This window comes from Lapillicoccus sp., from assembly GCF_025353065.1.
GTDB lineage: Bacteria > Actinomycetota > Actinomycetes > Actinomycetales > Dermatophilaceae > Lapillicoccus.
In genome coordinates, this window is record NZ_JANXRJ010000160.1 from 24,477 (window position 1) to 43,722 (window position 19,246).

Below are 19,246 nucleotides of genomic sequence, written 5' to 3' on the forward strand. Positions count from 1 at the left end.
TACCTTCGATCGACACACCTCAGAACCCACCGAGGAGAACCATGACGGCTCGGCGCTCGCTGGCCGAGGGACTGGCGCAGCAGCTGCTCAACGACATCCTCGAGGGCCGCTACCTCACCAACGTCCCCCTGCCCAGCGAGACCGACCTCGCCGAGAGCACCGGCGTGAGCCGGTTGACGGTCCGCGAGGCGATCAAGGAGCTGGCGAGCAAGGACGTCGTCCGGGTCGAGCAGGGGCGGGGGACCTTCGTGAACCCTCCGACGAGCTGGTCGGTGCTCGACCCCGTGCTCCTCATCGCCCGCTCCGCGCACCACACGGACCGACTGGCCCTGCCGCGCCAGCTCATCGAGGCCCGACGCGTGGTGGAGGTGGCGGTGGCGGAGCTGGCGGCAGAACGACGGACGCACGCGGACCTGGAGGAGATGCAGCGGCAGCTCGATCTGATGCGGACCACGGCCTCGACCAGCGATGTCAGGGGCTTCGTGGCGGCCGACATCGCCTTCCACCAGCGGGTCCTCGATGCGGCGGGCAACAACTTCATCACCGCGCTCTTCGACCCCCTCTCGCGCATCATGCAGCTCACGCGACACCAGACGTCGGCGCACGCGCCCGTGCGCGCGCACGCCATCGAGCACCACCAGCTCATCCTCCATGCCGTGCGTCGCGGGAGCTCGACCAAGGCCGGCCGGGCCATGCGCAACCACATGGACCAGACCGAGAAGGACATGGACACCTACGTGCTGGACCCCGGCGCCTCGATCCTGGCCATCCGGGCCGGGGACGACGACCTGCCGCAGCGGCGTCGGGCCGGCTCCTCCGGTGCCCGCACCAGCTGAACCGGTCCCCACCCGGCCCACCGTTAACCTCCCCGCCGCCGACCCCTCGGTGCGCGGCCCCCTCCCGACCCCTCTCGACCTTAAGGACATCCCCATGAAGATCGTCGTCACCGGAGCGCACGGCAAAGTCGGTCGCGCCGCCACCCAGGCCCTTCTCGACGCGGGGCACGACGTGCTCGCCACCGACCTCACCCGTCCGGGTTTCGAGCGCAAACCGGACGGCAGCGCCGACTACCGGATGGCGGACCTCACCGATGCCGGCGACGCCTTCGCGGTCATCCGCGGCGCGGACGTCGTCGTGCACACGGCCGCCATCCCCGAGCCCACTGGCAATCCTCCTCACGTCGTGTTCCAGACCAACATCATGGCCACCTTCAACGTCATCGAGGCGGCCATCCGCTTCGGGGTCAAGCGCTTCGTCAACATCTCGAGCGAGACGGTGCCGGGGTTCTTCTTCCCCGAGCGTCCCTTCCTGCCCGACTACGCGCCGGTGGACGAGCTCCACCCTGCGCACCCCCAGGACCCTTACGCCCTGACCAAGCTCTTCGGGGAGCAGCTCATGGACGCCGCCGTCCAGCGTTCCGACATCCGCGCCATCTCGCTGCGGCCGAGCTGGGTGCAGTTCGAGGGCAACTACGAGCAGAACCTCGGACCGCAGATCCGTGACGCAGCGGTCCTCAGCCCCAACCTGTGGAGCTACATCGACGCCTACGACCTTGCGGACGCCATCGTGCTGGCGGCCGAGTCGGACCTCCCGGGGCACGAGGTCTTCTACATCGCCTCACCCGACAACGTCGGGGGTCGGGACTTCGCCGCCATCCTCACGGAGTACTACGGCGACCAGATCGAGCTGCGGCCGCTCGACCGCACCGACGCCTCGGGCATCAGCTCCCGCAAGGCCATGGACGTGCTGGGGTGGTCGCCCAAGCGCTCCTGGCGCGACTACCTGGACGAGCAGGGCCGGGCGCTCCCGCAGGGCTGATCCCTGGCGAGCACGAGGGACGCCGGGCAGTGCCACCGGGGTGTCCGGTCGTCAGGACGACCGGGCGCCACCGGCGGCGCCCCGTCGGCGCAGCAGGTGGTCGAAGAGCTCACTGTCGTCATGAGCGGCCAGGCCGGCGTCCGCTGCGTCGTCGAACACCCCTGCTGCCGCAGCCACGACGGACATCGGCAGGCCAGTGGCGGCGGCCTCGGCGAGCACCAGGTGGAGGTCCTTGACGAAGAGTCCGACCGCACTGCGGACCGGACCGCCGGTGGGTGCGACCATCCGTTCGCCGCGGTCGTCGAGCATGAAGGACGCCGCCGCTCCCCGCCGCACCGTCTCCCACGCCAGCTGGGGGTCGATGCCGAGCGACTCCGCCAGGGTGAGCGCTTCCGCGGCGGCGGCGATGTGGACACCGCACAGGACCTGGTTGACCATCTTCATCGCCTGCCCCTGCCCTGGGGTCGTGCCCACCGTGACAACCTCCCCCAGGGCGCCGAGCACCTCCCGGTCGACCGGTTCAGCTCCGGCGGCCATGATGAGCAACGTCCCCTGCACGGCCCGCGACACTCCACCGCTGACCGGTGCGTCGACCAGGCGCACGCCCTCGGGCAGCCGCCCGGAGAGCTTGCGCACCCAGGCCGGACCGAGCGTGCTGAGGACCACCACCGACGTGCCGGGCCGCAGGCCGGCGACGGCGCCGTCGGCGCCGAACATCGCGTTCTCCGCCTGCCCGGGAGAGGCCACCATGACCACGACCACGTCGGCGCCCGACGCCGCCGCCGCCGGAGTGGGCGCGGCGGTGACGGCCGGACCCAGCGCCGCCGCCCGGTCAGGGCTGGGGTCGAAGGCCTGCACCCGGTAGCCCGACCGGGTCAGCCGCAGTGACATGGGGGACCCCATCGCCCCGAGGCCCAGCCACCCGATCGTGCCAGCCGTGCCAGCCGTGCCAGCCGTGCCAGCCGTGCCAGCCGTGCCAGCCGTGCCAGCCGTGCCAGCCGTGCCAGCCGTGCCAGCCGTGCCAGCCGTGCCGGCCGGCGACTCGTCCTGCTGCACTTCCCTGCTCCTCACTTCGATGCCGCTCAGATTCGATGCCGCTCAGATCGGCGACTCCTCCGGTGACTCACACCGCGGCATACCCGAGGATCGACTTCACCTCGAGGAACTCGCCGAAGGCGTAGTCGCTCCACTCCCGGCCGTTGCCGCTCTTCTTGTAGCCGCCGAACGGAGCCCCCGGGTCGAGCTGGGCGGCGTTGACCGAGATCGAGCCGGCCCGCAGCCGCGAGGCCACCCGGCGCGCCTCGTCGATGTCTCGACCGGAGACGTAGCCCGCGAGCCCGTATTCCGTGTCGTTGCCGATCGCGATGGCCTGCTCGACGTCGTCGTAGCCGATGACGACCAGCACCGGTCCGAAGATCTCGGTCCGTGCGATGTCCATGTCGTTGGTAACCCCGGTGAAGACGGTGGGGCGCACGTAGTAGCCGGTCGAGAGGTCGGCCGGGCGTCCGGTGCCGCCGATGACCGCCGTGGCGCCCTCCTCGAGGCCTCGGCCGATGAGCCCCTGGATCTTGTCGAACTGCGACGCGTTGACCACCGGCCCGAGCATCGCCCCGGATGCGGGGCCGCCGACCGTGAGCTTCGGCGCCACGGCCATGATCGCGGCCACCACCTCGTCCATCCGCTGCTGCGGCACGAGCATCCGGGTCGGGGCGTTGCAGCTCTGCCCGGAGTTGCTCATCATCTGCAGGATCCCGGTGCCGACGTTCTTGGCGAGATCCTCGTCGTCGAGCAGGATGTTGGGGCTCTTGCCACCGAGCTCCTGCGCGACCCGCTTGACCGAGGGGGCGGCGTTGCGGGCCACCTCGATGCCGGCGCGGGTGGACCCCGTGAACGAGATCATGTCGATGTCGGGGTGCGCGGCGAGGGCGGCGCCGACTCCGGCGCCGTCACCGTTGACGAGGTTGAAGACCCCCGCAGGAACGCCCGCGGCATCCATGATCTCGGCCAGGATGGCCGCGCTGAACGGCGCCTGCTCCGACGGCTTGAGGACCATCGTGCAACCGCACGCCATCGCCGGGGCGACCTTGCACAGCACCTGGTTGAGCGGCCAGTTCCACGGCGTGATGAATCCGCACACCCCGATCGGCTCCTTGACGATCCGCGAGGTGCCGCGGTCCTCGGCGAAGGAGTAGCCGGGGAGGGAGGCGGCTGCAGTCATCAGGTGGGCGAGCCCGATGGGCACCTGGACCCTGGCGGAGAGCTTGTCCGGCGCCCCCATCTCCGCGGTCACCGCTGCGGCGAGGTCGGGCATCCGCCGCTGGTACTCGGCAATGACCGCGTCGAGCACCGTGACGCGCCGCGCCACCGAGGTCTGCGACCACGACTCGAACGCCGCCCGAGCGGCAGCGACGGCCTTGTCGACGTCTGCGGCGCTGCCGATGGCCACGTGCCCGGACACCTTCTCGGTCGCCGGGTCGACGACGTCGAGGAGGGAGAGCAGGGCCGGCTCCACCCACTCGCCGTCGATGTAGAACCTCGTGATCTCGCGCATGGGGGGTCCTTGCCGTCCGTGGCAGCGCCTCGTCGCGGCTGCCGTCGGCCCTCAATCTAGGCGACCGGCGTAGATCACGTCCTCGGCCACGTCGCGCAGCTTGCGATTGCTGTTCTGGCTCGCCCCGCGCAGTGCGAGGAAGGCCGCCTCGTCCGTGATCCGGCGCTGGCTCATCACGATGCCGATGGCGATCCCGATCCGCCGGTTGCTCTGCAGCGCGACCTTGAGGTTCGTGACCTGCTCGTCGAGGTCGTGGACCAGGTCGAGCACCGCACCCATCAACGGCTCCGCGTCCTGGCGACCCCGGATGGCGTCCTGCCGGTCCGCCCAGGTCGGCGCAGCGGGATCGCCTCGCGTGGTGCCGAGATCGTCCTCGCGGGTGTCCACGGAACTCTCTTCGCGGTATGTCGTCATGCTGGCGTTCTCCCGTGTCGTCCCGTGTCGTTGCGCGGCGGTCGGCGACGCGTCACTCCCAGCAGCCGCCCCACAACGCCAAATCCTGCCAAACTCGCCGCCGATGCGCACCCGTGGTGCGCGATGTGATGTCTCGCCTTCCGGATTGCGCGTACATTGGCCGAAGCGGACGAGGGACGGACGGACAGTGGAGAAGGCCCAAGTGCTCGCCCGACTCACCCGTGCGGTGGCTTTCGACGAACGGACCCGTTCGCTCCCCTACCGGCTGTGTGCCGCCGGGGTCTCCCTCCTCGGGGGTGACGGTGGCGCGTTGACCCTCGCCTACACCGAACCCCAGCGCCTGACCCTGTGCTCCACCACGGACGCGGCGGCGCGGTTGGAAGACCTCCAGGAGGTCCTCGGCGAGGGTCCGGGCGCGGACGCTTCACGCCGCGGCTCGATGATGAGCGCCATTGTCTCAAAAGGCCGCTCGGCGGTCTGGCCGGTGTTCGTCGAGGCGGCGTTCGCGGCGGTCGGCGAGGTGTCCGTCCACGCCTTCCCGATGTCGTCGGGCGCCTCCGTCATCGGTGTCTTCACGGTCTACCAGCTGCCTCCTCGGCTGCTGACGGAGAACGCCGACATCGCGTCCTTCGTGGCGAACTCCATCGGCGCGGCCATCCTCAGCGATCCCGCGAGCGACACGCCGGAGGGACTCGGGTCGTGGGCCTCCCGGGCGTTGGTCCACCAGGCGACCGGCATGGTCATGGCCCAGCTCGGGATCCACAGCGACGACGCGATGGCCCTGTTGCGAGCCCACGCCTTCGCCGACAACGTGTCGCTCACCGAGATGGCCCGCAGCGTCAACGAGCTGACGTTCGACTTCTCGCGCGACGACGGCGCCCGACCCTGATGACCTCCAAGACCGCGGCCCAGTCGCTGGCCGACGCGATGGCCATCTGCGTCTCGGTCGACGACGTCGCCGGAGTGCTCGTCGCCCTCCTGGACGAATGCGCCAGCGCCCTCTCGGCCGACACGGTCGGGGTCCTGGTCACCACCGATCACGGGGAGCTCGAGCTCCTCAGCAGCACCTCCCACGATGCTGCCCACCTCGAGCTCTTTCAGATCCAGCAGAACCGGGGTCCCTGCCTCGAGGTCCTCAGCACCGACGACGAGATCGCCGCCGCCTCGGCGGAGGAGATCGTCAGGCGATGGGACGATGTCGGTCAGGTCGTCGTCGACGCGGGTTTCCACTCCGTGCACGCTGTCCCGATGCGGTGGCACGGGGAGACCTTCGGGGTGCTCAGCACCTTCGCCACCGTCGAACGGAGCCTCAGCGCCGAGGAGGCTCGCCTCCAGCAGGCCTTCGCCAACGTCGCCAGCCTCGCCATCGTCACGACATCGCAGTTCACCTCCGCAGAGCTCCGGGAGCGAGTGGAGGCGGCACTGCTCGGGCGGGAGGTGATCGAGCAGGCGAAGGGCGTCCTCCGATACCGCGAGGGGCTGTCGTATGCCGCGGCATACGGGGATCTGCTGGGACGGGCTCAGCGAGCAGGACACTCCCTCACCGAAGTGGCCGAGGACATCCTCCGCAGCGTGCAGCCCGGGTCCGCAGCACGCTGACGTCGTCCCGGTCGATCGCGGGTGGCGGTCGAGCGGGTCAGGCCGGTCGAGGCGGCGGGGCAGGTCGGAGGGGTCGGACCGGTCGAGCCGTTCGAGGGGCACGGGCAGGCCGTGCCGGCCCCAGCGTCCCGGTGTCGACGACCTCAGCGGCGACCTCCCGCAGTCGACGGTTGGACTCCTGGCTGGCGACCCGCAGCAGCCCGAAGGCCTGCTCGCGGGTCAGCTTCGAGCTGCTCATGAGTACCCCGATCGCCGTCCCGATCTCCCGGCTCGTGGCGAGCGCCTTCTCGAGGTTCTCGACCTTCGCACGGCTGATCGCCAGCGATGCCTGGGTCGCGAGGAACAGCCCCGTGAGGAACGCATCCTCGTCGAACGCGCCCACGGTCCGGGAGTAGATGTTGAGGCCGTCGAGCGACTCGGTGCTTCCGGTGTGCAGGCGGAAGGAGAGCATCGAGGACACCCCGAGCTCGTCGGAGACCCGGGGACCGTACTCTGGCCAGCGTTCGTCGACGGCGATGTCCCGCGGGGTGTAGATCGCGTCGTCGACCACCGCGTCCACGCAGGGGCCGGAGCCCAGCTCGTACTGCAGGTCGTCGCCGTGCCGTGAGAGGTCGTCGGAGGCCGCCGTCGTCGTGAACTGACCTCGGCGGTACGTCGTGATGCTGGCCGAGTCCGCGCCGGGGACCCGGCTCCGGGCCTGCTGCACCACCTGCTCCACGGCCGACGACGCGCCGCCGGCGTTGACCGAGGCCACGATGTCCACGAAACGCGCCGCGAGATCGGAGAGCGGCTGCTGAGTTTTCGCGTCGACCTTCATGAAGGGGCCTCCTTCGAGCGGGACCCGACGGCAGTGGTTGAGCCGAAACGTCCTGAGACGCAACTATCGCAGATCGGACGTGTGACCCCCGCCCTCAGCGGGTACCGGCACACCTCAGCGGGGTCTCCTTGGGAGTGGGGGGTGGTCCCGTCGGCCAGTTCGGGACCGGTTCAAACCGAGAGCCCTCCCGATCCGGTCGGTGTCGAGCGAGCCTGTCGCAGGCCGAGCCTGCATCGGCAGGGCCCGGATCGGCGGGGTCCGGTTCGGTGGTCGGCCGCAGGGGTACCCCCAGGCATGACCTGATTCGGATACACCCTCATGACCGAGCAGAGTGGCCCCAAGGATCTCGTCCGGTTCGCCCAGCTGGCCGAGGGCACCGGCTTCTCCTTCGCGGTGTCCAGCGACCACTACTCACCCTGGCTCGCGGCCCAGGGGCACGCCCCGTATGCGTGGAGCGTGCTCGGCGGGGCGGTGGCCCAGGCCACGAGCGAGATGGAGCTGATGACCTACGTCACCTGTCCGACGATGCGCTACCACCCCGCCGTCGTGGCCCAGAAGGCGGCCACGATGCAGCTGCTGTCCGACGGCCGGTTCACCCTCGGGCTCGGGGCCGGGGAGAGCCCCAACGAGCACGTCATCGGTGGCGGCTGGCCGGGGGTCGACACTCGTCAGGCGATGCTGGCGGAGGCGATCGAGATCATCCGGGCCCTCCCCACGGGCGATCTCGTCACGCACCGCGGCGACTACTTCGAGGTCGACTCCGCGCGCATCTGGGACCTTCCCGACGGCGGTGTGCCGATCGCCGTCGCCGCAGGGGGGCCCAAGGCGGTGGCGACGTTCGGGCCGCTGGCCGACCACCTCGTCGCGACGGAGCCGGACGCCGACCTGGTGAGCGCCTGGAACGGCCTCGCGGACCGGCCGAAGATCGGTGCGGGGGCCAGGGCCATCGGTCAGCTGCCGATCAGCTGGGACCCGTCCAGCACCGAGGACGCCGTGGCGAGGGCGCACGAGCAGTTCCGGTGGTTCGGTGGTGGCTGGGCGGTCAATGCCGACCTACCCACGACCGCAGGCTTCGACGGCGCCACGAAGTTCATCACCCCGAAGGACGTCGCGGACTCGATCCCGTGCGGACCCGACCTCGACGCCGTGGTGGAGGCGGTCCGGCCGTTCTGGGAGGCCGGCTTCACCGACATCGCGCTCGTCCAGATCGGCGGCGACACCACCGACCGCTTCCTGCAGGAGGCGGCCGCACCGCTGCTCGAGAAGCTCCGGGCGGCCGCACCGGGCGCCTAAGCGTCCCGCAGCCTCGGCTCGAGCCGGATGATCACCGATTTCGTAGCGGGACAGTTGCTTCCGACGGCGCTGGAGTCGAGCGGCACGAGGACGTTGGTCTCGGGGTAGTAGGCGGCGGCGCAGCCGCGCGGGGTGTCGTAGGAGACGACCCGGAAGTCGGGGGCCGTCCGCTCCGACCCGTCGGTCCACTCGCTGACGAGGTCGACCAGCTGGCCGTCGTGAACCCCCAGCCCCACGATGTCGTCGGGGTGGACGAACACGACGCGCCGCCCGTTCTTGATTCCCCGGTAACGATCGTCCAGCCCGTAGATGGTCGTGTTGAACTGGTCGTGGCTGCGCAGCGTCTGCAGCAGCAGCCGTCCCTCCGGGACCTGCAGGACGTCGGTGGGGCACACGGTGAACATGGCCCGCTCGGTGGCCGTCTTGAAGGTCCGCGAGTCACGCGGCGGGTGCGGGAGGACGAAGCCGCCGGGGCGGTCGACCTTCTCGGCATACGCCTCGCAACCGGGCACCACGCGCGAGATCGCGTGGCGGATGGTCGTGTAGTCGGCGCGGAACTCCTCCCAGGGGATCTGGCCGACCCCCGGGACGGTGGTCGCCGCGATGCCGCAGATGATGTCGACCTCCGAGCGGCAGTGCTCGCTGGGCGGCTGCAGGGGTCCGTGGGAGGCGTGGACCGACGACATCGAGTCCTCGACGGTGACCCGCTGGACGACGCCACCGGTGAGATCGCGCTCGCTGCGCCCGAGGGCGGGCAGGATCAGGGCGGTCTCGCCGCAGATGACGTGCGACCGATTGAGCTTGGTCGACACCTGGACCGTCAGGCGGGCCGAGCTCATCGCCGCCTCGGTGACCGCGGTGTCCGGGGTCGCCCCGACGAAGTTGCCGCCCATCCCGATGAAGACGCTCGCCTCACCGTCGCGCAGCGCCCGGATCGAGTTGATCGTGTCGAGCCCGTGCTCACGCTTCGGCTCGAAGTGGAACTCGTCCCGGAGCGCGTCGAGGAAGCTGTCGGGCATCTGCTCCCAGATGCCCATCGTGCGGTCGCCCTGGACGTTGGAGTGCCCACGCACCGGACAGAGGCCGGCCCCGGGCTTGCCGATGTTGCCCTGCGCGAACGAGAGGTTGGCGATCTCCTTGATCGTCGCGACGGAGTTGCGGTGCTGGGTGATCCCCATCGCCCAACAGATCACCGTCTTCTTCGACTCGACGAACATCTGTGCACCAGAACGGATGTCGTCCATCGTGAGGTCTGTGGCACGGAGCACGAGGTCCCAGTCGAGGCCGCGCAGGCCCTCCGCCCAAGCGGCGAAGCCCGAGGTGTGGCGCTCGATGAACTCGAGGTCGAGGACGCTGCCCGGCAACCCGGCAGCGGCCGCCTCGTCCTCGGCCTCCAGCAGCAGCGCGCCGATGGCCTGGAACAGCGCGAGGTCGCCGTTGACGCGGACGGGAAGGTGGAGGTCGGCGAGCGCGGTACCCACCCCGGTCAGTCCACGAGGGGTCTGCGGGTTGTCGAATCGGATGAGGCCCGCCTCGCGCAGCGGGTTGATCGCGAGGATCTTGGCACCGTTCTGCTTGGCCATCTCGAGCGCGGTGAGCATGCGTGGGTGGTTGGTGCCGGGGTTCTGGCCGGCGATGACGATCAGCTCGGCGTCGTGGATGTCGTCGAGGCTGACGCTGCCCTTGCCGATACCGATCACCTCGGCGAGCGCGAGCGACGTCGACTCGTGGCACATGTTGGAGCAGTCCGGGAGGTTGTTGGTGCCGAACGCCCGGGCGAGCAGCTGGTAGGTGAACGCCGCCTCGTTGGAGGTCTTGCCCGAGGTGTAGAAGACCGCGCGATCGGGGGTGTCGAGCGAGCGCAGGGTCGTGCCGATCAGGTCGAAGGCCTCGTCCCAGGCGATCGGCGTGTAGTGGGTCGCGCCGGCGCGCCGGACCATCGGCTGGGTGATCCGGCCCTGCTTCCCCAGCCAGTAGTCGGTGTGCTGCCCCAGCTCCTCGATGCTGTGCTGCCGGAAGAACTCCGGCTCGACGTGCCGGGTCGTCGCCTCCTCGGAGACTGCCTTCGCGCCGTTCTCGCAGAACTCCGCCGTATGCCGCTTGCTCGGGTCGGGGTCCGGCCAGGCACACCCCTGGCAGTCGAAGCCGTCCGCCTGGTTGAGCTTGAGCAGCGCCTGCGCGGTCCGCACCGGCCCCATCGAGGTGATGGCCCGTTTCATCGACACCGCCACCGCCGGGATGCCGGCCGCGGCCGACTTGGGTGGGGTGACCTCGAGGTCATCCTCGTCGATCTCGTGGATCTCTGCGGGAATCTGCCGTCCGACCAGCTGCACCATAACGGTCTTTCTACCCCACGGATATGTCAGCCACACTGCCAGGGGGGCTCCCGTCCGGATCCCCCGGATCCGATCGAGCGTGTCACACTCGACACCCGTCGCGCCCAGCAGGAACGCGCGAGGCGGCGCCTGCCAGAGCCGCTGCCGACGTGAGACGGAGACCGTGTCCCCCACCGCGACCTACCTCGTCATCGGGCTGTCGCTCCTGCTCGCGGTCGTCCTGCCGACGGCCCTGACCCGGTTCCCCGTGTCGGCCCCGATGGTGCTCGTCGGCGTCGGGATGCTCATCGGCCTGACCCCGGTGGCCGACGGTCTCGACGCCGATCCGGTGGTCCACCGCGAAGTGGTCCAGCACTTCACCGAGATCACGCTCCTCGTGGCGCTGATGGGGGTCGGGTTGGCGCTCGACCGACCGCTCACCTTCCGGGACCGCGCGTCCTGGCGGCACTGGTCACCGGCGTGGCGGCTGCTCTTCGTCGCGATGCCGCTGACCATCGCCGCCGTCGCCCTGCTCGGGTGGTGGGCCGCCGGGTTGGGTCCCGCCGCGGCCCTGCTGCTCGGGGCCGCGCTCGCGCCCACCGACCCCGTCCTCGCGGCCGACGTCCAGGTGGACGGCCCCCAGGTCGGCAGCGACGCGGACATCGACGAGGAGGACGAGGTGCGCTTCGCCCTGACCTCGGAGGCGGGGCTCAACGACGGGCTCGCCTTCCCCTTCGTGCACGCGGCGATCCTTCTGGCCGGCGCCGGTTCGGTCGCCACGTGGGGGCTGGGCTGGGTCGGCAAGGACCTCGTCCTCGAGTCCGTCCTGGGCGTCGTGACCGGCGTCGTCGTCGGCAAGGTGCTCGCGGCGGTGGCGTTCCGGGCACCGCGGGCGTCGCTGCGGGTCGCCGAGCGGGGCGATCCCCTGCTCGCCCTCGCGGCGCTGCTCACGGCATACGGGCTGAGCGAGCTGGTCGGTGGCTATGGCTTCCTGGCCGTGTTCGTCTGCGCGATGACCGTGCGGGCCACCGACCGCACCCACGGTTATCACGAGGCGATGCACGGGGTCGTCGAGCGGCTCGAGCGGCTGCTGACCCTCCTCGTCCTGCTCGTGCTCGGGGTCGCCGCCACCCGTGGGGTGTTCGACCACCTCGACGGGCGAGGCGTCGCCCTCGGGCTGGCCCTGGTGTTCGTCATCCGGCCCCTCAGCGGCTGGCTCGCGCTGTCAGTCGCCCGTCGCCGCGAGGGGCCAGGCAGCCTCGGCCCCCGGGAGGCCGTCGTCACGGCCTTCTTCGGCGTCCGGGGCGTCGGCTCGATCTACTACCTCGCCTATGCCACCGGTCAGGCGAGCTTCCCCGAGGTGCGATGGCTCTGGTCCACGGTCGCCTTCACGATCGTGCTGTCGGTGTTCGTCCACGGCGTGGCGGCCACCCCGGCGCTGGCCTGGCTCGAACGCCGGCGGGACGCCGCGGCCCAGGTCGCCACGTCCTGACCCGGGTGCGCTGCCTCGTTCCAAGCACACGTTTTGTCAAGTCCTCGGCGTCAGGGCGGCCAAGGACTTGATAAAACGGGTGTCCGGAACGAGGGTGGGGGGGCGCCGACTACCGGTCGGTCGTCGCCGTGATGGCCGCGTTGATCAGGGCGAGCAGGCTGAGGGCCTGGGGCAGGTTGCCCAGGTGCGCGCCGGTCTGCGGATCGAGCATCTCGGCGAGCAGCCCGACGTCGTTGACCGACGGCAGCAGGGCGTCCATGAGGTCGTGCGCCTCCTCCTCGCGGCCGACGAGGTGGAGGGCTGACACCATCCAGAACGAGCAGGCGACGAAGGTCTCCTCCTCGTCGGCCGCCCCGGTGAACCGGTAGAGGTGGGGCCCGACGCCGAGCTCGCGCTGGACCGCGGTGAGGGTCGAGCTCATCCGCTCGCCGCGGTCGAAGCCGCTGATCGCGTGCAGCAGGATCGAGGCGTCGAGGTCGGGGGTGCCCGGATACCAGACGTAGGCGCCGACCTCCGCAGACCAGGCGTTGGCGTCGACCCAGGCGCGGATGTGCTCGGCCTCGGCGCGCCACCGCGACGGGTCACCGGGGATCTGGCCGAGCTCCGCCAGGTGCACGGCGTTGGTCAGGGCGTGCCAGCAGCCCAGCTTGGAGGTCGTGTAGTGCTGCGGCTCCTCCAGCTCCCACATGCCGGAGTCCTTGCTCCGCCAGGCGTCACAGGCCATGTCGGCGACGTAGGCGAGCATCCGTCCCGTGTCCGCATCGAGGACGTTGCCGTGGTCGACGTAGAGCTGGACGATGCTGAACAGGTCACCGAAGACTCCGAGCTGCAGCTGGTCGGAGGCCCGGTTGCCGCTGACCACCGGACCGATCCCCCGCCACCCCGGGACGTCGTGCTCCTCGACGTCGTTCGGCGGCAGCGACCCGTCGAGGCGATAGAGGATGCGCGGCTCCGGTCCGTGCCGGCGGATGGTCGCCAGCAGCCAGCTGATGGCGGCGTGGGTCTCCTCCCGCAGCCCGAACCGGAACAGTGCCGTGAGCGTGTATGCCGTGTCGCGCACCCACGCATACCGGTAGTCCCAGTTCTTGCCTCCCCGCACCGACTCGGGCAACGACGTCGTCGGCGCCGCGACGACGCCGCCGGAGGGGGCGTAGATGAGCAGCTTCAGCGCGAGGGCGGACCGTCGGACGGCCGGCTCCCAGTCGCCGTCGTAGTCGAAGGTCGAGCTCCAGGCCTGCCAGCTCGCGATGGTGCGGCCGACCCCTTCGTCCACCGCCTCGGGCGTGGGCACGAACAGGGGCTCGCCCTCGGTGGCGACGAGGCCGAGGAGGTGGCGCGAGCCGGGAGCGGTGGTGAAGGACGCGTGGATCCGGTCGTCGGTGATCGTGACGTCGTCCTCGTGGAGGGTGCGGACCGCCATCGTCAGCCCGCCGAGGCGCAGCACCATCCCGACCGAGGTCTCCTGCACCCAGGGGGACGCCGTGTTGAGCCGGGTGCCGGGCGCGACCACACCCTCGAGCCCGACACTCCCCTCGAGGCCGTCGATGCGGCGACCGAGCTCGGCCCAGGGCAGCCGCCCGGCCACGCCGGTGTTGAGCGAGTCGGTGACCCGGGCCCGCCCGGTCGCGGTGGTGAAGGTCGTCGTCAGGACGTTGGTCTCGGGCACGTACTGCCGCTCCACGGTGAACGCGGCCGTCGGCCGGAGGGCGATGAAGCCCCCGTGATCGGCGTCCAGCACGGCGGCGAAGGCCGGCGGGGAGTCCATGTCGGGCAGCGGCAGCCAGTCGATCCGCCCGTCGCGGGCGATCAGCGCGATCGTGCGACCGTCACCGATCGCGGCATACGACTCGAGGTCGGCGTAGCCGTCCGGGTCCCTGAGGGCTCGCGGTGCGCGGGCGCCCCGGTCGTCCCCCGGCATCTCGGCGGTCGACGCATGAACGGACGGGTCGGAGGGCATGGGTCAGTTCTCTCACGGGACCGACGGCCCGCGGACACCGAGTGCCTGAGAAACCGAGAAGGGACGCACCATGACGACGTTCGGATTCTTCCTCTCCTGCGAGGAGTTCTCGCCCGCCGAGATCCTCGAGCAGGCGCGGCTCGCTGAAGAGGCCGGCTTCGACGCGCTCTGGATCAGCGACCACTACCACCCGTGGACGCGGGCCCAGGGCGAGAGCGCCCTCGTCTGGTCAATGATCGGTGCCATCTCGCAGGTCTGCGACCTGCCGGTGACGACGGCCGTCACCTGCCCGACCGTGCGGATCCACCCGGCGATCATCGCCCAGGCGGCGGCCACGAGCGCGGTGCTCCTCGGCGAGGGAAGTTCCGCCTCGGGCTGGGCAGCGGTGAGGCGCTCAACGAGCACATCCTGGGCGACGCCTGGCCGCCGGCACCGGTGCGCCTGGCCATGCTCGAGGAGGCGATCGACGTCATCCGCCAGCTCTGGACCGGTGACGACATCACCCACCACGGCGAGTTCTACACCGTCGAGAACGCCCGGATCTGGACCCTCCCCGAGACGCCGCCCGAGATCCTGATGTCCGGGTTCGGACCGATCGCCACTGATCTCGCGGCCCGGATCGCGGACGGCTACGTCAACACCACGCCCGACAAGGAGCTGGTCGAGCGCTTCCGCGCCAAGGCGAAGGCGGGGGCGGTGACGCAGGCCGGCTTCAAGGTCGCGTGGGCGCCCGACGAGGACGAGGGCGTCCGTCTCGCCCACGAGATCTGGCCGAATGCCGGGCTGCCCGGCGAGCTGTCCCAGGTCCTGCCGACGGTGGAGCACTTCGAGCAGGCGTCCACCCTCGTGACCCGGGAGAAGATCGCCGAAGGAGCGACGGCGGGCTGCTCGCCCGAGGCGCACGTCGCGGCATACCGGCCCTTCCTCGACGCCGGCTTCGACGAGATCTATGTTGCCAACATGGGTCCCCACTACGCCGACATGATCCGCGCCTACGGCACGGACGTCCTCCCGGTGCTGCGCGGGTGAGCGAGGCACTCGAGTCAGTGAGCGCTCGGCTCCGGCACGAGCAGCAGACCACGCTCGCGCTCGTCGTGGCCATGGAGGCGGACATGCAGGCGGTGGTCGAGTCCTCGGCCGACTCGAACGCCGACGACGAGCACGACCCGGAGGGCGCGACGATCGCCTTCGAGCGGTCCCGCCTCGCCACGCTGATCACGGCATCGCGCAAGCGGCTCGACGAGATCACCGCCGCCCTCGAGCGGGTCGAGACCGGGGAGCACGGGCGCTGCGCGGTCTGTGGAAAGCAGATCAGTGCGGCGCGCCTCGAGGCGCGACCGTTTGCGCAGCTGTGCCTCGACTGCGCGGCCGCCGCCTCGTGACGGGTCGCGCGCGGGGGATGGGGCCGTCGTGGTCGTCCTTCGTCGGCTCGAGCATCGTCGGCGAGCCCGTGCCCCGTGACCACCAACAGTCGGACGCCGAGTTCCGGCGGCGGCGCTGGGTCGCCGCCCTCACGCTCGTCATCGGGTCCGGCCTGCTCGGGTGGTCGCTGCGCCTGCCGCCGGGTGACCCTCTGTTCTACCTGGCCACGGCGCTGCTCGCAGGGTGCTGGGTCGTCGGGGCCCTGCTGTCCGGTCCCCTGCACCTGGGATACATCCGGCGGCACCGCTCGATCCGACAGCACAGCGCGGACGGGCTGGTGCGACCGTGGTTCGCGGCCCTGCTGCTCGGCCTGACGGTGGTGACGCTCTTCGTGCTGGGGGCGCTGGTCGTGCGTCAGGTCCCGCCGCTCCGGGCGGCCGTGAACGCCGTCCTCGACCACGCGCGGCTGGGTTCGTTCGCCGTGGTGGCCGTCATCGCCGTCGTCAACGGCCTGGCCGAGGAGCTCTTCTTCCGCGGGGCGCTCTTCGCTGCCATCGGGCGTCGTCAGCCCGTCCTCGTCTCGACGGCGGTCTACACCCTGACCACCGTGACGTCGGGCAACGCGATGCTCGTGTTCGCGGCGCTCGTCCTCGGGCTCCTCGTGGCGCTCCAGCGCCGGATGACGGGCGGCCTGCTGGCGCCGATGATCACCCATCTGACCTGGTCCCTCGGCATGCTCTTCCTGCTGCCGCCGATCCTCGGCTAGGTTGCCCGCAGCCCATCGCGGGTACCTGTCCATGCCTTGCCACACCTTGACTCCCCGGAGGAATCCCGTGCCCAGCGTGTCCCGGACGTTCACCGTCACCCCCTCGCCGTCCACCGTGCTCGACTACCTCCAGGACTTCTCGCACGCCGAGGAGTGGGACCCGGGGACCGAGTCCTGCACCCGCGAGGGCGCCGGTCCGATCGGTGTCGGCACGACCTGGCACAACGTCTCGAAGATCGCCGGTGTGACCACCGAGCTGACCTACACGTTGAAGGAGGTCTCGCACGACCGGGTGGTCCTCGTCGGCGAGAACGACTCGGCCACCTCGACGGACACGATCGTCGTCGTGGCGTCCGGCGCAGGCGGGAGCGAGATCACCTACACCGCGGACCTCGAGATGCACGGGCTCGCCGTGCTGGCGGCGCCGGCCATGAAGCTCGTCTTCGAGAAGGTCGCGACCGACACGGAGAAGCAGATGACCGAGGTCCTCAACCGGCTGCCCGGTCACTGAGCAGCCGTGTCTCCCAACGCTGTCGGCATTTGGGCGACGGAGCACCGGTGAGGATCCTCGTCACGGGAGCCCGGGGCTACATCGGCTCGCGCCTGGTCCCCGAGCTGCTCTCACGAGGGCACGACGTCGTGGCGACGCATACGGGCGAGCTGTCCTGCGACTACCCGTGGGCGGGCGAGGTGGAGTGGCGACAGATGAACGCCCTCGACCTCCCTGACGTCGTCGCGGCCGTCCGGGGCGTCGACGCCGCGGTCTACCTCATCCACGGGCTCGACGCGGAGGACTTCCGGCGCACCGACAGGGAAGCGGCGGAGAACATGCGCGACGCCGTGAACATCGAGGGCGTGGGCCGCGTGGTCTACCTCTCGGGGATCATCCCGGACGTCCCCCGTGACGACCTGTCGGAGCACCTCGTGTCGCGGCTGGAGGTCGAGGAGGCCCTGGCCGAGTCCGCCGCCTCCACCCTGACGTTGCGGGCGGCCATCGTCATCGGCTCGGCCTCCACGAGCTTCGAGATCGTCCGCCAGATCTCCGAGCGGATCCCCCTCGTCCAGACCATCCCGAGCTGGATGCAGAACACCAGGGTCCAACCCGTCTCGGTCAGCGACGCCGTGGTGCTCCTCGCCGACGCGGTGGAGGCCCCGGAGGTCACCGGCAAGGTCGACCTGGCCGGTCCGGACCGGCTGACCTATCCCGAGCTCCTGCAGCTGTATGCCGACGTGGCCCACCTGACACGGGTGCGGATCCCCATCCCCGGTTTTCCGGACGACATCGTCGGCTGGCTGGCCGGTCAGCTCACCGACGTGCCGACCCCGACGGTCGAGTCCCTGATGGCCAGCCTCCGCCACGACATGGTCGCCTCGGAGGACGTGCGCGAGCGGCTCGGTGACCCGGGGCGCGAGATGACCGGGCTGCGGCAGGCCGTGGAGCGCTCGCTCCTGCGCTTCGGCGAGGGTGCCGACGGGGCGTCGATCGGCGCAGACCCCTGCGCCCCCTCCATCGGCGACCCGGAATGGACCCGCACCCGCTAGTCGACCCGGGGACGCTGGCCCGTCGGCGGCCGCTGAGCCGGGCGGACGTGGCCCTCTCGACGGCAGATCCCGGCGCCGGGCCGGGTGGCCCTGCGCCGGGATCGGTGGCGACCCTTTTGGTCACCGTCGCGGTGCGGTGCGGTGAAGTGTCAGTGCGCCCCGAGCAGGCGGGTGACCTCGCTGTCGAGGTAGCGCCGGTGACCACCGAGGGTGCGCCGTGCGGTGAGCTTGCCCTCCTTGGCCCAGCGGGTGACCGTCTTCGGGTCGACGTGGAACCGTGAGGCCACCTCGCGCGGCGTCAGGAGCTGCTCGTGTTGGATCTCGTGCTGCATCATGTCTAGTCTCTCCCCAGAGTCATCGGGTGCGCCGGGTGTCCCCCACCGCGGCTGTCTACGAGAGGACTCTACGCGGCTTTTGCCATTCCTTTACTGTTTCTTGGCAAATGTCTGCCCAAAATCTGTGGTCTCGATCACTAAAAATCGTCCGCACCGTCGATCTGCGACTCTTTGCCCCATTTTAGCGGCATTTCCGTTGGGCGAGACGCTCCGCGGTCGACCCGTGCCCGCCGACCCGGGCGGCGCGCCCACGGTTCCTCCCGTGGACGCGCGCCCGATGGGCATCGCGACGATCAGCCGACCGTCGGGTGTCCGTTGCACTCGATGAGACCGATGGAGGGGTGACCGGGTACCGCGACGACGTCCGTCGGGCCCTTCTTCCCGTCGTGGTCGATGTCCGTCTGGTTGTCACCACGACGGACCGACATCGACATGGTGCCGGACACGAGCCCGGCGGGAGCCGTGACGGTCGTGTCGAGCGTCGCGATGCCGTTCTGGTTGGTCCAGAACGGTCCGACCGGGAACGCCTGGGCCGGATCGCAGATGCCGTTCCCGTAGACCACGGTGAAGTAGGCGCGGTTCGGCTTGAGGCCGGAGTAGAGGCCGGTGACCCTGATGCTGGTCCCGGACTGGGCGAACGAGCTGGCTCCGAGGAGGTTGTGGGAGAAGACGGCCCGAGCTGTGGAGGGGGTGTCGGCGTTGGCAGTTCCTGTCGATCCGGCCAAGATCAACGGGACTGCTACGGCGGCGACCATGATTCTGCGCATGATGGTGCTCCTGTGTGATGGGTCCCCTGGGTCGGTGGTCCTGCACCCCGAGCGCCCCCAGGCGCCTGCCGAACAGCGCGGGGAGGCCGATCGGGATGCGGCCTGCCACCCCACGTGTTCCTCCGGACGGATCCCATGCCTCACCTCCTCCGTCGCGAAACCCCAATTGGAGCAATTCGGACTAATGGTATGCCGTGGCAGGAGTCGGGCAACGTGCG

General features: G+C 70.4%; 18 protein-coding genes and 2 pseudogenes. 12 read left to right on the top strand and 8 right to left on the bottom strand.

All coding sequences use genetic code 11. The annotated features are described in order from the left end of the window. The first annotated feature begins 41 nt into the window (after positions 1–41). Positions 42–836 (top strand): FadR/GntR family transcriptional regulator, encoded by a 795-nt coding sequence (locus Q0R63_RS12980; protein WP_295697866.1) that lies wholly within the window; start codon positions 42–44, stop codon positions 834–836. A gap of 94 nt (positions 837–930) precedes the next feature. Next, positions 931–1,818 (top strand): NAD(P)-dependent oxidoreductase, encoded by an 888-nt coding sequence (locus Q0R63_RS12985; protein WP_295697870.1) that lies wholly within the window; start codon positions 931–933, stop codon positions 1,816–1,818. A gap of 51 nt (positions 1,819–1,869) precedes the next feature. Here Q0R63_RS12985 and Q0R63_RS12990 read toward each other — a convergent pair whose 3' ends face one another. The 3 genes from Q0R63_RS12990 to Q0R63_RS13000 are packed head-to-tail and all read right to left on the bottom strand — an operon-like array spanning position 1,870 to position 4,756. Beyond that, the gene (locus Q0R63_RS12990; RefSeq protein ID WP_366521125.1) at positions 1,870–2,889 is read right to left on the bottom strand and encodes an NAD(P)-dependent oxidoreductase; all 1,020 of its coding nucleotides are present in this window, start codon (positions 2,887–2,889) and stop codon (positions 1,870–1,872) included. A 52-nt stretch (positions 2,890–2,941) separates the two neighbouring features. After that, positions 2,942–4,369, bottom strand: coding sequence for an aldehyde dehydrogenase family protein (locus tag Q0R63_RS12995; RefSeq protein ID WP_295697875.1), 1,428 nt, complete (start codon positions 4,367–4,369; stop codon positions 2,942–2,944). Between the two features lie 51 nt (positions 4,370–4,420). After that, the gene (locus Q0R63_RS13000; protein WP_295697878.1) at positions 4,421–4,756 is read right to left on the bottom strand and encodes an ANTAR domain-containing protein; all 336 of its coding nucleotides are present in this window, start codon (positions 4,754–4,756) and stop codon (positions 4,421–4,423) included. A gap of 214 nt (positions 4,757–4,970) precedes the next feature. On the opposite strand from Q0R63_RS13000, the gene Q0R63_RS13005 reads away from it, so the two are divergent. Next, a complete protein-coding gene (locus Q0R63_RS13005) occupies positions 4,971–5,672 on the top strand; it encodes an ANTAR domain-containing protein (protein WP_295697881.1) in 702 nt (233 codons plus the stop codon). Next, positions 5,672–6,382 (top strand): GAF and ANTAR domain-containing protein, encoded by a 711-nt coding sequence (locus Q0R63_RS13010; protein ID WP_295697884.1) that lies wholly within the window; start codon positions 5,672–5,674, stop codon positions 6,380–6,382. The genes Q0R63_RS13005 and Q0R63_RS13010 overlap by 1 nt, the downstream gene beginning before the upstream one ends. A 37-nt stretch (positions 6,383–6,419) precedes the next feature. Here the strand turns inward: Q0R63_RS13010 and Q0R63_RS13015 are convergent, their stop codons facing one another. Next, entirely contained in the window at positions 6,420–7,199 is a 780-nt protein-coding gene (locus Q0R63_RS13015) for an ANTAR domain-containing protein (RefSeq protein ID WP_295697887.1), read from the bottom strand. Between the two features lie 315 nt (positions 7,200–7,514). On the opposite strand from Q0R63_RS13015, the pseudogene Q0R63_RS13020 reads away from it, so the two are divergent. Continuing rightward, positions 7,515–8,492 (top strand): annotated as a pseudogene (locus Q0R63_RS13020) (TIGR03557 family F420-dependent LLM class oxidoreductase); the annotation flags it as partial. Here Q0R63_RS13020 and Q0R63_RS13025 read toward each other — a convergent pair. Next, on the bottom strand, positions 8,489–10,828 hold the full coding sequence (locus Q0R63_RS13025) for an FdhF/YdeP family oxidoreductase (protein ID WP_295697889.1): 2,340 nt from the start codon (positions 10,826–10,828) through the stop codon (positions 8,489–8,491). The pseudogene Q0R63_RS13020 and the gene Q0R63_RS13025 sit on opposite strands and share 4 nt — an antisense overlap. 163 nt (positions 10,829–10,991) lie before the next feature. On the opposite strand from Q0R63_RS13025, the gene Q0R63_RS13030 reads away from it, so the two are divergent. Continuing rightward, complete coding sequence (locus Q0R63_RS13030) at positions 10,992–12,299, top strand: cation:proton antiporter (protein WP_295697892.1); 1,308 nt, start codon at positions 10,992–10,994, stop codon at positions 12,297–12,299. A gap of 109 nt (positions 12,300–12,408) precedes the next feature. On the opposite strand, the gene Q0R63_RS13035 is transcribed toward Q0R63_RS13030, so the two are convergent. Next, positions 12,409–14,217: a glycoside hydrolase family 15 protein gene (locus tag Q0R63_RS13035; protein WP_295697929.1), complete on the bottom strand. Its 1,809-nt coding sequence runs from the start codon at positions 14,215–14,217 to the stop codon at positions 12,409–12,411. Positions 14,218–14,326: 109 nt separating this feature from the next. On the opposite strand from Q0R63_RS13035, the pseudogene Q0R63_RS24605 reads away from it, so the two are divergent. The 6 genes and pseudogenes from Q0R63_RS24605 to Q0R63_RS13065 all read left to right on the top strand — a co-directional run. Beyond that, a pseudogene (locus Q0R63_RS24605) lies at positions 14,327–14,533 on the top strand (LLM class flavin-dependent oxidoreductase); the annotation flags it as partial. Continuing rightward, the gene (locus Q0R63_RS13045; protein ID WP_366521126.1) at positions 14,449–15,285 is read left to right on the top strand and encodes a TIGR03557 family F420-dependent LLM class oxidoreductase; all 837 of its coding nucleotides are present in this window, start codon (positions 14,449–14,451) and stop codon (positions 15,283–15,285) included. The pseudogene Q0R63_RS24605 and the gene Q0R63_RS13045, both read left to right, overlap by 85 nt. Next, positions 15,282–15,638, top strand: a complete 357-nt coding sequence (locus Q0R63_RS13050; protein ID WP_295697895.1) for a TraR/DksA family transcriptional regulator — start codon at positions 15,282–15,284, stop codon at positions 15,636–15,638. The genes Q0R63_RS13045 and Q0R63_RS13050 overlap by 4 nt, the downstream gene beginning before the upstream one ends. After that, complete coding sequence (locus Q0R63_RS13055; protein WP_295697898.1) at positions 15,608–16,384, top strand: CPBP family glutamic-type intramembrane protease; 777 nt, start codon at positions 15,608–15,610, stop codon at positions 16,382–16,384. The genes Q0R63_RS13050 and Q0R63_RS13055 overlap by 31 nt, the downstream gene beginning before the upstream one ends. Positions 16,385–16,460: 76 nt before the next feature. Next, positions 16,461–16,895, top strand: a complete 435-nt coding sequence (locus Q0R63_RS13060; RefSeq protein WP_295697901.1) for an SRPBCC family protein — start codon at positions 16,461–16,463, stop codon at positions 16,893–16,895. Positions 16,896–16,942: 47 nt separating this feature from the next. Beyond that, entirely contained in the window at positions 16,943–17,926 is a 984-nt protein-coding gene (locus Q0R63_RS13065; protein WP_295697903.1) for an NAD(P)H-binding protein, read from the top strand. Between the two features lie 149 nt (positions 17,927–18,075). Here Q0R63_RS13065 and Q0R63_RS13070 read toward each other — a convergent pair whose 3' ends face one another. Both Q0R63_RS13070 and Q0R63_RS13075 read right to left on the bottom strand, forming a co-directional pair. Beyond that, positions 18,076–18,261, bottom strand: a complete 186-nt coding sequence (locus Q0R63_RS13070; RefSeq protein ID WP_295697905.1) for a BldC family transcriptional regulator — start codon at positions 18,259–18,261, stop codon at positions 18,076–18,078. A 293-nt stretch (positions 18,262–18,554) separates the two neighbouring features. Then, positions 18,555–19,028 carry a hypothetical protein gene (locus tag Q0R63_RS13075; RefSeq protein ID WP_295697908.1) on the bottom strand — a complete coding sequence of 158 codons (474 nt, stop codon included), beginning with the start codon at positions 19,026–19,028 and terminating at the stop codon, positions 18,555–18,557. Between the last annotated feature and the right edge of the window lie 218 nt (positions 19,029–19,246).

Coding starts and splice junctions, on each gene's coding strand:
- Q0R63_RS13025 (WP_295697889.1), bottom strand. CDS start 10,828: ATGGTGCAGCTGGTCGGACGGCAGATTCCCGCAGAGATCCACGAGATC.
- Q0R63_RS13035 (WP_295697929.1), bottom strand. CDS start 14,217: ATGCCGGGGGACGACCGGGGCGCCCGCGCACCGCGAGCCCTCAGGGAC.
- Q0R63_RS13075 (WP_295697908.1), bottom strand. CDS start 19,028: ATGCGCAGAATCATGGTCGCCGCCGTAGCAGTCCCGTTGATCTTGGCC.
- Q0R63_RS12985 (WP_295697870.1), top strand. CDS start 931: ATGAAGATCGTCGTCACCGGAGCGCACGGCAAAGTCGGTCGCGCCGCC.
- Q0R63_RS13010 (WP_295697884.1), top strand. CDS start 5,672: ATGACCTCCAAGACCGCGGCCCAGTCGCTGGCCGACGCGATGGCCATC.
- Q0R63_RS12980 (WP_295697866.1), top strand. CDS start 42: ATGACGGCTCGGCGCTCGCTGGCCGAGGGACTGGCGCAGCAGCTGCTC.
- Q0R63_RS12995 (WP_295697875.1), bottom strand. CDS start 4,369: ATGCGCGAGATCACGAGGTTCTACATCGACGGCGAGTGGGTGGAGCCG.
- Q0R63_RS13015 (WP_295697887.1), bottom strand. CDS start 7,199: ATGAAGGTCGACGCGAAAACTCAGCAGCCGCTCTCCGATCTCGCGGCG.
- Q0R63_RS13070 (WP_295697905.1), bottom strand. CDS start 18,261: ATGATGCAGCACGAGATCCAACACGAGCAGCTCCTGACGCCGCGCGAG.